Annotated in this window: 11 protein-coding genes; all 11 read right to left on the reverse strand. The window is 38.7% G+C overall.

The window, feature by feature from the left end; all coding sequences use genetic code 11:
* Positions 1-106: 106 nt before the first annotated feature.
* Positions 107-1,195, reverse strand: coding sequence for an HD-GYP domain-containing protein (locus ACZ47N_RS04610; RefSeq protein WP_464887962.1), 1,089 nt, complete (start codon positions 1,193-1,195; stop codon positions 107-109).
* 209 nt (positions 1,196-1,404) lie between these two features.
* Positions 1,405-2,280, reverse strand: a complete 876-nt coding sequence (locus ACZ47N_RS04615) for a hypothetical protein (protein ID WP_464887963.1) — start codon at positions 2,278-2,280, stop codon at positions 1,405-1,407.
* 25 nt (positions 2,281-2,305) lie between these two features.
* On the reverse strand, positions 2,306-2,983 hold the full coding sequence (locus tag ACZ47N_RS04620) for an early set domain-containing protein (RefSeq protein WP_464887964.1): 678 nt from the start codon (positions 2,981-2,983) through the stop codon (positions 2,306-2,308).
* Between the two features lie 182 nt (positions 2,984-3,165).
* Positions 3,166-4,830, reverse strand: a complete 1,665-nt coding sequence (locus ACZ47N_RS04625; protein WP_464887965.1) for a methyl-accepting chemotaxis protein — start codon at positions 4,828-4,830, stop codon at positions 3,166-3,168.
* A 150-nt stretch (positions 4,831-4,980) separates the two neighbouring features.
* Positions 4,981-5,859: a GNAT family N-acetyltransferase gene (locus tag ACZ47N_RS04630; RefSeq protein ID WP_464887966.1), complete on the reverse strand. Its 879-nt coding sequence runs from the start codon at positions 5,857-5,859 to the stop codon at positions 4,981-4,983.
* 24 nt (positions 5,860-5,883) lie between these two features.
* On the reverse strand, positions 5,884-6,093 hold the full coding sequence (locus ACZ47N_RS04635) for a YjfB family protein (RefSeq protein WP_464887967.1): 210 nt from the start codon (positions 6,091-6,093) through the stop codon (positions 5,884-5,886).
* 248 nt (positions 6,094-6,341) lie between these two features.
* Positions 6,342-7,019: a cytidylyltransferase domain-containing protein gene (locus tag ACZ47N_RS04640; RefSeq protein WP_464887968.1), complete on the reverse strand. Its 678-nt coding sequence runs from the start codon at positions 7,017-7,019 to the stop codon at positions 6,342-6,344.
* A 15-nt stretch (positions 7,020-7,034) separates the two neighbouring features.
* Positions 7,035-9,296: a dTDP-glucose 4,6-dehydratase gene (gene rfbB / locus ACZ47N_RS04645; protein WP_464887969.1), complete on the reverse strand. Its 2,262-nt coding sequence runs from the start codon at positions 9,294-9,296 to the stop codon at positions 7,035-7,037.
* Between the two features lie 284 nt (positions 9,297-9,580).
* On the reverse strand, positions 9,581-10,654 hold the full coding sequence (gene pseG / locus ACZ47N_RS04650) for a UDP-2,4-diacetamido-2,4,6-trideoxy-beta-L-altropyranose hydrolase (protein ID WP_464887970.1): 1,074 nt from the start codon (positions 10,652-10,654) through the stop codon (positions 9,581-9,583).
* A gap of 12 nt (positions 10,655-10,666) precedes the next feature.
* On the reverse strand, positions 10,667-11,719 hold the full coding sequence (gene pseI, locus ACZ47N_RS04655; protein WP_464887971.1) for a pseudaminic acid synthase: 1,053 nt from the start codon (positions 11,717-11,719) through the stop codon (positions 10,667-10,669).
* Positions 11,720-11,726: 7 nt separating this feature from the next.
* Complete coding sequence (locus ACZ47N_RS04660) at positions 11,727-12,359, reverse strand: formyltransferase family protein (protein WP_464887972.1); 633 nt, start codon at positions 12,357-12,359, stop codon at positions 11,727-11,729.
* Between the last annotated feature and the right edge of the window lie 26 nt (positions 12,360-12,385).

Raw genomic sequence — 12,385 nt, forward strand, 5'->3', positions numbered from 1 at the left:
TTTCCACCTACCATCGATCCTTTATTGATAAGTACCCTTTCAAAAGATCTATAAACCTTTGCCCATCACCAAATAACAATCTCCGTCTTGGTTTCAATGCATTTTTCTAGGCACAGATTTCTTCAATTTCCTTTAGGATAAAACAAGATAAATCTTTCATTAAATCCACTTCCCCCACAGGCTGATTTTCTGTATTTAAAACTCGAACCAAGGGCCTTGCTGGATATTCTCGATTGTTTTTTACCACCATGGCTTTGTCCCCAGTAGATAATTGAACCAATTGGCCTGGAGGATATAAGTCCACATTTTGGATAAACGCCCGAAATACCTTTTCCTCATATCCTCGATGGACCTGAGCGGTTATGATTTCCACAGCTTCATAGGCTGGTACCGCTCTTCGGTAGCAACGATGACTCGTCACCGCATCAAAAACATCTGTCATGGAGACGATTTGGGTCAGCAGATGAATTTTATCTCCTTGAAAACCATTGGGATATCCGCTTCCATCTATTCTTTCATGATGAGACAAAATTATGGCTTTTGTATAGGCACTAATGGCTAAATTATCTTTTACCATTTTATACCCTTCTTCTGGATGTTCCTTCATCTTAACCCATTCCGCTTCCGTTAATTTTCCTTGTTTATTGAGAATCTCATCCGATATAGCCATCTTGCCAATATCGTGGAGTAAGGCTCCTACTCCCAATTCTTTTATTAATCCTTGAGACAACCCTAAAGACTGTGCCGTTAACACAGAAAGCACCGCCACATTCAAACTATGGGTATAGGTATATAAATCCGTAGACATGAGCTCCGCCATATTCATGGTGGCTCCTTTATTGTTTTGGAGATTTTTCATAATCTCATCAAAGGTTCCTTTTACTTGTTCATAATGATGATCACTGATATAGCGAGTGGCCATTTTCTTTTTTTGATCTCTTACCTCTTCAAAAATATCTTTTATCTGCAAAACCGCTTTCATACGCACTTCATGATCAATGACATTGGGCGCCTCAATACCTCGGGACAATTCATCATCCACATAAACCGCTGGTATATTTTTCTGTATCAACTGAAGAATATAGGCATTGGTTAGGCATACCCCTTGTCGCAACAAGGCCAACCCTTGTTCGTCGTATACGGTTTTTCCCAATTTCATTCCTGGAACTGCTCGATAAACATTTACTACCCTCATGACTACGTCTCCTTATTCACAACCCAACTTCTAATCGTTTCCTTTATATACCTGTAATTATATCATGGATTTCCTTGTTCAACCAAAAAAATCATATCTGCCAAGGCTTTCTTTGAAATTAGGCAAAATGTCATATGCTTATATCCTTTCAAGAAAAAGACCCTTTTAGAAAAATGCTTCTAAAAGGGCGTCTTATTTGTATATCTTATTTATCCATAGACAGCCGCAGGCTGATGGTTTGTAAAGGCACCTCCAATGGCTTCAGCACCTTGAACCAATTGATCTGCTGTGTAACGGACAGACTGGCCGATGTCTTGACCAATGCTAATGGCAGCAGATTTTATTTCACTGGCTTCCTCTCTTACAATTAAATAATTACCCTTAATCGCATCCATACGAGAACCAATTTCTTCTTTTCCAGTTTGGAAGGTTTCCGAAATATTGCTTAAAGGCTCAAAAGCCGTAGTCATGGTTTGAATTCCCTGGGATAAGTGACCTACTCGCTGCCCAAGGCTTTGGTCTTTTCCAAAGGCCCCACCAATTTGTCTAAGACCTTCTGCAATGTTGGCTCCAGTCTTTACTACATCCTGACCAATGGAAACCGCCGTACCCACCCCTTGGGAAACGATGGCCGTAGCATCCTTAACCATGCCAGCCGCCGCCGCTTTTAATTCTTCCAGACTTTCAGAGGCTTGCTGTGCTTTTTCCCCTACCTTGACAGCCGTTTCTTTCACATTAGAAGCAATGTTGGAAGCCGTTTGTTTCACGGCACCTGCCACCTCTTTTCCCATGGATACCACTGTTTCTGCTGCATGCTGAACACTTTCGCCAGCGGAAATGACTCGCTCTTTTACAGAACTGAAAAACCCTCTTAATCTCCCGTTCCCTGAAGCTTTACTATCTGAAGTTTCGGCTTCCTGACGAGACGCTTCTTGACTCTTTTTTGCCATATCGACTTTAATGCCGGTTCCTTGCTTATGGTTTTGATTGTGGACCCCTTCCTTCTGTGCTGGATGGTTGATGGGTTGATTTTGTTGCTGATTCAAATGAGAAACATTCAGCTGATTCATCCCAATTTTTGTCATGATGATGCCCCCTCTGCTTATACATTTACTTGTTAAATGGACCATAGACAGATTCTTCGTGGATCATAAAACTATCTTCCAGTATATAACGACCATCTATAAACAACCGCAAGGTCCACTTCCCTATGGATACCTCTCTTTCGGAACCTTTTAAATCCATCCAAAACCACAAATGTATCTTTTCGTCTTTGGTTTCAGGCTCCACTAAATACTGTTCTGAAAAACGGTCTAACGTGTTATCTGGCTTGTACCAGGCCACGGTAACACAATGAAGGCCTGTCACTTCCTTAAAAGTAAAACCAGCTGCCACTTTAGGGTCTATTCGCTTGTTAAAGACTTTTTTGCTCCTTCCTGAAGGAGTTTCGGATAAAAAGGAGCTTAACAGGTAGGCGTCAATATGCAACTGGTATTCTTGATTGTTATATAGCCGTTGTCCTGCTTCATCAATCAAGAGAACAGACCATATGGTTTCATGATCATCTGGTGCATACATATTTGCTTTCGGATCATTTAGCCTTAAGTTGCCATTAATTAAAAAAGCATAGCGATGCTCCCCAGGCGGCAGATTTTTTTCCAGCAACCAGTCCTGACCCTGCCTCTTCATAGGAATGGTTTCTTCCACGGCTTTCTCTTTACAAAGAATACAAGCAACTTCATGAACCGTTATTTTTTCTGGATTTTCATAACGCAACACAATCCCCATTTGTTTCTCCTTTGTCCTCTGATTGGATCTATACTCCATCAAAGAATATTCTTTATGATTCTTTTACCCTATAGAACAATATTATAACATATCCCGAAAAACTTTGGTAATTTTATAACAAAGTTTTTCCCTGTCTCCAAAAACAAGAACAGAGAAGGCATGGCCTTCTCTGTTCTTGCTTCCTATAATTTAAATCTAGCTACTTCATTTTGTAACCTAGTTGCAATTTCATTTAAAGACTCAGCACTTTCTGTAATGGCTTCCATTCTCGACAACTGATCTTGAGCAGATGCTGAAACTTCCTCTGTACTAGCAGATGTTTCTTCGGCTGAAGCAGAAATGTTCTCAATGGCTGCTACAATTTGATCTTTTCTTTCTCGCATGCTTTCTGATTTAGAGGTAGTTTCCCCTCCTTTTTGTGCAGCTTGATCCACTTGTTTTTTTATCTCATCGAATATCGCCTTGGTCTCAACGGCTACCTCTGAATTCTTTTCTACTACCTCCAAGGTATTTTTAATTTCTTCTACGGCTTCTTTGGAAATATCTTGGATGCTTCCTATTTTTTGTTTGATAAATTCTGTTGCTTCTCCAGTTTGTTCTGCCAGTTTTCTAATCTCCTCAGCTACTACGGCAAAACCTCTTCCCGCTTCACCTGCTCTCGCTGACTCAATAGAGGCATTTAATGCCAATAAATTGGTTTGGCTGGCAATATCGGTTATGGTATTAATGATCCCTGAGATTTCATCAACGCTTCCATCTACATCGGACACTATTTTAGACACATTTTCAGATGATTGTTTGTTTTTCTCTGCCCATTCTTCTAAGGTAGAAATAGTCGTAACGCCTTTATCGCTGTAGGATTCCACAGTTCTTGTCATCTCTACGATATCTTGGGTGCTGCACAATACTTCGTCTATATCCTTTGATAGTTCATTGACAAGCTGTGCTCCTTTTTCCGTATCTAATGCTTGTTCTTCGCTGGCTTTTGCCATTTCTTCTACAGCTTGTGTCACTTCATTGGTAGATTGATAGCCTTCTTTGGACACTTTGTCTAATCCACTAGAAGCTTGGAACAGGTTATGGGTTGTTACGTTCACTTCGTTCAAGGCTTTGGCCACGGTGGTATTCATAAATTGAATAGAGGTGGCCATTTCCCCTATTTCATCTTTGCTATTTCCTAACTCGTCCATGGACTCATCCATGGTAAAATCTAGGTTTCCAATTTTATCCACCACGGCGGATAATTTTCGTATTTTTTTGATGATAACGCCTACGATCATGTAAATCAATACGGCAATCAGGATAAAACTGGTGACTGCTATGATCACTTGCTGACGTAAAACAGATGACACCACTGACTCAACGCCACTTTCAGGCATACCAACGTCCAGCATACCAAAATATTCTCCGTTTAAGTAAATCGGTTCAAATATATCTATAGTCCAAATCCCTTCAGCATCTGCATACCAGCGGTCTTGCTGCCTTACGCCTGTAGAAGCACCCTCTACTGTATATTCATCTTCATAAACTCTTCCTATGCGATCAATGTTACTATGAGCAATAGCTTTCACTTCAGAACTAATAATAATTGCATAGGTTACATTCTCTTGGTTTGCTTTAGTCTCTACAAACTCCTGTAAATCTACTATTGGACGCTGCGATGTATTTAATATTAGTTCTGCATGTCTTGCCATTTCGTATACTTGCTCTCTTGATTGCTCAATCATTACTTCCTGCATGGTATTGCTAACAGTTCGATACGTCATGATATTGTTGACAACATAGGATAATAGCAGAACTCCCAGTAAGCTTAGTAACATAAATTGACGAATACTTCTTTTCGGCATAAAACCTCTCCCCTTTTTTATTCAATACAAATAGTATACCCTAGATACCCTGCCTGTTATAGGATATTCACTCTTTTTATAGAGGCGTCCATAAAAATAGGCATAATGACCTGGTAAGGGGCACGGCCTTCAAGGTATTGGTTTCTCTGCTTATAAGGGGTTTAAGGTTTTTTGCATCACAAAATCCGTATCTGTGATTTGGAATCCTTCCTTTTCGTAGAGGCGTAAGGCTGCCTTATTCTCTCCAGCCACCAATAAGGAGGCTTTTTTCATCCCAGCTTTTTCTAATTCAATCTTGGCTTGTTTCAGCAAATAACTTGCCAGTCCCTGTCCTCGATGCTCCTTCAATACGGCTACATCATAAATATACCCTAAAGACAGATTCCTTCTAAGTTGCATGGCTACGGATCCTATGATCTCTCCCTGATTCTCCAAGAGATATACGGCTATGGAAGGATCTTTCAGCAATCGTCTCAGTGAATCCTCTTCTACTGAGTCTCCGAAGCATTCATAAACTATAGATGCATAGGCTTTCCCATCGGATGCCTCTGTCCTTCGAAAGGCAACAGATTTCATTGTTTCATATGGCGTTCCTGTTTTTTTCAATGATAATTCCATTTGCCAAGAATAAAGCACTACCTGAAAGCCCTTTGTCAGAGCAAATCTCACAGCATTCTCTAATCGCTTCTTTACATAGGCTTCTACTGTCTGAACATGCTTTTGTCTCGCATATTCCAATAGGCCATGGTAAAGAGCCGTCCCAAAACCCTGATTCCTCATCTCAGGGTGAATTACCACATTAAAAGTGGCCTGATTACTGTCTTCAGGATTTATCATGCAGGTTCCTAGGCCTACCAGCAGGTCACCACGATACCCTACCATTAGGCCTTCTCCGGCTTCATCCATGACATAATCAAGCCACTCTTCTGTAATGGAGTAATGCAGCTTATCTCCTCGATTTACAGCGTCTATGAGCTTAAAAATTTCCTCTTTATCTTTTTTAGCCATTCTATTTATCTGTACCGACATCTTCGCTTTTCTCCCTCATTAAGCTTATAGTTTCACATCCAAACTTCCACCAATATGAGGGGCAAGGGATTGCTCCATCATTTTCTGACTTGCATCCATAGCCTCTAAGGATTCATTCATTAATTTTTCCATTCCACCACCTTGAGCATCCATAGCCATTTTCATAACCGAAGTGCTTACTTCATTTTGCAATTTCATTTGGCTTAGTCCCATTGATAATGCGGCAATATCCATAAATCATGCTCCTTTCTTCCATCTTTTATCCAAGTCTTCTAGTCTTTTATACACTCGTTTTTCAACTTCTTTTGTATCTAGCTATTATAAAACTACCCATTCTATTGGCAGTATACCATTTTCCTCTGTAAAAATCTGCCCTTTTAAAGCAAAAATTCGTTGACATTCGGATCTATGATTTCTATCATACTCCCTGGAAAACCTCTATATTTTCCAATGAGTTATAAGGAAGAGATTTTTATCTCCTATCATCCTATCATCGCCATAAGTTGACTCATATTAAAATAAAGGCCATGTTTTTTTATCAGCTCTTCCATTAAAGGCTTTAAAACTTCATAGTCTTTCTCATAATCAATGCTTAGTCTTATCTCTTTATGATTGAAGGGATAGGGGATTTCAAAGGCATTTATTATGTGAAGGCGTTTTTTAAAATAAGGTAACACGTGTTCCCTTTCTTGATGAGATGTAGACTCATTATTCGCCCTCTCAATCATGTCTCTTGTAAAGCACATGGTCCCTAACCCAAAAGGTAAGTTCCTTCCACTTAAAGACGGAGCTACAAAATCATTTTTATATAACCCTCTCAAAAGAAATGCTAAATCCAAAATTTCTGACATAACAAACGGATTATCCGCCGTTACCCTTGCAATGTTTTCTATATCAAATTCCTTTGCCGCTTGATAATACCTATTAATCAAATCACATTCCAAACCTCTAAAAACATGGATGTTATTCTCCAGACACCAATGAACGATCGTATCATCTTCTTTTTTCCTTGTAGTAGCAATCACTATTCTATCCGAATATTTCGCATGAGCGCTTCTTTTATATACATAATAAAGAATAGGCTTTCCCATTATTTCTTTCATTACTTTTCCTGGAAACCTGTTAGATCCCATTCTGGCTTGAATGATAACTCCATTCATTTTCACACCCCTGTATCAATACGATCCTTTACATTCTAAAATCCTATCTGCTATTTCCCTAAGAGCTCCCTTACCACCCTTCGCCCTCGTTATGATATCCGCTTCTTTTTTTAATAATTCCGCTCCATCCTGAACCGTTACGCTTAATCCTACTATTCTCAACGAAGCATAGTCATTAATATCATCTCCCACATAAGCGATTTCATCCAAGGATACATGATATTTTTGAGATAACTCTCTAACAATTGGTTCTTTATTCGCCACACCTAAATAAATCTCTTTAATCCCTAGTTTTTCACCTCTTCTTCTAACTAAATCAACGTTTTCTCCTGTAATAATCACCGTTTCTATTCCGTTTTTCCGAAGAAGCTTTATTCCCATTCCATCTCTTGTATTAAACTTTTTTAACTCGTCTCCACTTTCTGAATAGTACATGCCACCATCCGTTAAAACACCATCGCAATCTGTGATGACAAGTTTGATTCGTTTTAACTTTTCAATTAACTTATTCTCCGCTTGATGATTCTCTCTCTTTTTTAAGAGTTTCTCTACCATCATCCAATCTGACATCTCATCTATTTCTGCATATGTTTCTTCAGGCATTTCCACAATTCCTATTTTTCCAGATAGCCTATTTTTATGTTTTTCCAATCCTTCTTTGGTCGTTATATAAAAGGCCCCATTTTCTACCAAAAAACCCTCAAAATCTTGTCTCCGAGGTCGTTGATTGATATCATAGTTCAAAGCCACAGAGCCACCTTTTTTTTTCTCCCAAATAAACCTCTTTTGCCTAACAGCAGATAAGACGCTATCGTACTTTTCGCTTAGTAATAGCTTAAAGCCTTCGCTTATGTACTTTTCTTCTAATAATGGAGATGTGGCCTGCACTAAAACCATATGATCAAAATCATATTTGCTACTAAATTCAAGCATTACAGCTTCTGTTGGCGAGTGATCTCTGGCATTTTCTTCCGATCTGTCAATAACAGTAATTTTCTCTTCCCCATAGGCCTTGACCACTTTTCTAATTTCTTCGCAGTCAGTAGCCACATAGATTTCATCTAAGTACTTGCATTTCACTAACTGATCTAACACCCAATAAACTAGGGGCCTTTTATGAATCCTCTTTATATTTTTCTTTGGAATAGATTTACTTCCACCTCGTAAGGGGATGAAGGCTATATTTTTATGCTTTGTTTCTATGATTTTATTTGAATGTTTTAATGACTCAACGTACATTTTGTTATAATAATTAATATATTCACCAGATACAATCGTTTCTATCCAATGCCTATAATCCAAATACCACTGTATTGTTTCCTGTATTCCTTTTTCAAAAGAATACGCTGGTTTCCACCCAAGTTCTGTTGTTATTTTAGTATTATCGATTGCATATCTTCTATCGTGGCCTGGTCTATCTTGTACAAAGTCAATTAAACTTTCAGTCTTTCCAACCGCCTTAATAATCAATCTAACTACTTCAATATTTGTTTTTTCATTATTCCCACCAATATTATATACCGCTCCGTCTTCCCCTTTATGAAGCACTACATCAATAGCCCTACAGTGATCCTGTACATGCAACCAATCTCTTACTTGTAACCCATCTCCGTAAATAGGTAGTTTTTTTCCTTTTAAGGAATTATTGATCATAAGCGGAATGAGTTTTTCTGGAAATTGATATGGACCATAGTTATTGCTACACCTTGTTATATTTACGGGCAATCCATAGGTTTTGCCATATGCTCTAACAATCGTATCCGCACTTGCCTTCGATGAGGCATAAGGACTATTGGGCATTAATGGCGTTGTCTCTAGAAACTTTCCATTTGAACCAAGTGCTCCATATACTTCATCCGTAGATATTTGAACGAATTTTACACCATGTTTATACATTTTACAGTATTTATCTTCAGGATTAATCTTCCACCACTTCCTAGCCGCATCTAAAAGAATTTGAGTCCCAATAACATTAGTAGTTAAGAATACTTCTGGCTCCTCTATACTTCGATCAACATGAGACTCTGCTGCAAAATTAACAACACAATCGATTTTTTCTTTTTCAAAGATATTGTATACGTCTTCCCGATTTCTAATATCCCCTTTTATGAATTTATAGTTCGGTTCCGTTTCTATATCATGAAGGTTTTCTAGATTGCCCGCATAGGTTAAACAGTCCATATTAATGATTTTATAATCCGAATAGTGTTTTAGCATCATCTTAATGAAATTACTTCCAATAAATCCTGCTCCTCCTGTTACTAAAATCGTTTTCATGTTTGATGCTCCTCACATTAATAACTATTATTTTTTCCCACCTATCAGTCTCCATTAGTATCTTAGAAAATAATCATCAAACCTCCCACCCATAGAAACATAACCTACATTCATCTGCAGTGATCAAAACGTATCAGAAGTATGCATACTTATAGTCACCTTGCTTGCCCCCATAAATAGTGTGCTTAATAATAATTAAGCGTATGCCAAGATCAAGAGGATTATTTTGCGGAACAGAAATTAGACCGATCTACTAAAAATGAACTTATACGACTTTCTATCCATCAAAATATGCTTTTCAAAAGATTTAGACCGATTCCCCTCATTTTCTGATACTGAATCCGCGAAACATTTCTGCGTTTTGTCACTTTCAACTCCTTAATAATAGTAGCTATAACACACCGATGAGTGTTTTGCAATTCAATGTCAGTCTCAATAACCATGCCTTGATTCGCCATCTCCTTCACAATCCATCTCTGATTCTCTGCCATTACAAAAGAAATTATTGGCGTACCACAGGCACATAGCTCATACAAAGTGCTTCCGCCTGCCGAAATAGCTAGATCTGCTTTCAACATAATTTTTGACATACTCTTCACATTTTTATGTAAGATAACATTTTGATGTTGTTTTGACATCTTTTCCAACAAAAATGTTTCTCTAAAGCCCTGGCCAATAACTACGTGATAGGTTATCTCCATCAGCTCCTCATCATATAGGCAAGATGAGAGAATCTTTTCACTCATCTGATATGGATCTGAGCCTCCTGTGGTGATCATGATGTGTTCGATCTTTTCTTTAATGGTTCGTTCTGGAAGGTTGTGGAATTCATCCCTTAAAAGGTTATATGGTAGCCCTAAAAGTAGCTTGGTATGGGGATAGTATTTGGTGTAATGCATTTTTTCAGCTCCGATGTTACCGTTTAGCACCGCGTCCACTGGATAAGGGAAACGGTTTATATCATCGATGTAAACCAGCTTTTTGACGTGAGGTTTTATGGTCAGGAAGTATTCTTGATTCACATGATAGCTGTCAATAATCAGTATGTCGATGGCGTAATCTGAAAGTATCACCACAATTTCTGAGGCTTCTTTTTCCAAAAGTTCCTGGCTGTCATAGTCAAATCCTTCTTTATGCTCTCGTTCTGATAAAGCTGCTTCTGTATTTTTTTGAGTAGAGTCTAACGAAACTACTGAAAAACCTTCCTCTTGAATTTTTTGAATACCATTATCTTCTCTTGAAAGAAAAAGAATTTCATGACCCTCTTTGCGTAGCATCGAAGCAAGAGATAATGTTCGAATAATATGCCCCATTCCAATGGATGGTCCGCCATCAGTTCTCATTGCAATTCGTTTCATGATACCTATCTCCTAATCTACCATATTCCAAACAAGGGGTGTTCCACGAGCAATTGCCTTTGAAGCTTTTTTTCCCAGGACTTCATCTATGTGTTTCGGTGCCAAGCCATAACCCGGACGAATAATCCGTATGTTTTCTTCTGTAAATGTCTCTCCTGCATGGATTTCTTTCACGGCAAAAATGGATCGCCTAAACACATGACTGGATTTTTCTTTTTCCGAGACATCATAATTGATGCTCCCTATGGCTCTTTCTGCCGCACGGATTGCTTCAACCATTTCTTTAAATTCTTTCGGTTCCATTGAAAAGGATGCATCTGGATTCTTAATTTCCCTACTGATGCAAAAGTGTTTCTCAATGACTTTCGCTCCCATAACTACTGCCGTCAAAGCCGCTATGGAGCCTAAGGAGTGATCCGACAAGCCCGCTACTACACCAAATGTCTCCGAAAGATGTCCGATTGATTTCAGATTCATATCCTCCGGGATCGCTGGATAGGCACTAGAGCATTTTAACAGACACAACTGATGATTGCCCTGTGCTTTAACCGTTTTTACCGCTTCATCGATTTCGCCTAAAGTTGCCATTCCGGTGGACATAATAATTGGTTTTTGTTTAGAGGCAATATAGGTTACAAGCGGCAAATCTGTTATTTCAAAAGAGGCAATTTTATAGAAGTCTATATCCAAGGATTCCAGAAAATCAACAGCAGTTTTGTCAAAGGGTGTTGAAAGGAAATCCAGACCGATTTTTTCGGCTTCTTCTTTTAACTGTCCCTGCCATCCCCACGGTGTATAGGCTTTGCCATATAAACTATATAGGTTTTCACCTTCCCACGTGCCTTTTGTAATCTGAAACCATTCTTTGTCGCAGTCGATAGTCATGGTATCTGGTGTGTATGTCTGAATTTTGATGCAGTCGGCACCAGCATCTTTGGCAGCGTGGATAATTTCGATGGCTCGGTTAATGTCTCCTGCGTGGTTAGCGGACATTTCTGCAATCATATAAGCAGGATGATTTGAACCGATTGTTCTGCTGTTTAACTTTAATACTGGTTGATTCAATATTTTTTCACCCCTTTTTTATTTTCAGGATATACTTTTGTCCATTTTTCATAAAGTAAGCTGGGTATCGGTGGTTATCTACAACTCGAAGCAAGTTAAACTGTTCGTCGATGGTTTTACTAATATCAAGCTCACTATCCTCTGGCGTTCTCTTTGGATAGAAAGATTCTCTCCCTTGCTGTTTTGCTGGGTGAACATCAGGGTATTTCAGCAAGAATTCCAGTATTAATTCTTGTGTGATTTTAGCTTGAGCCTCCTTAACCTCCGTGTTCAGCTCTGTACCATTAAGCAACAATTCTTTTTGAATGTAGATATCACCCGCATCAACAGATTCATCAGCTTCAAGGAGAGTCACTACGATTCTATCTTTTCCTTCTAGAACCTGCCAAGTAACAGGACTCCATCCTTTTCCACTTGGGAGATCACTAGCGTGAACCACCAAATTCAAGTTATGCTTCTTTAGGTGATTTGAAGGAATGACTTTTTCATATGATAAAACAAACAAAACATCTCCGTAGCCCATTTCATTGTGATTAAATCCAATACTCACACGATTATCTCTGCATTCAATCTTTTTTTTTAACTCACTGGCATGAGGTAAATACCAGCCTTTTTTTTCAGTTAAAATTGTAATGTTCATTTAAGTTCATCCTTTTCAAGGTGCAT

This window comes from Tindallia texcoconensis (genome assembly GCF_055383815.1).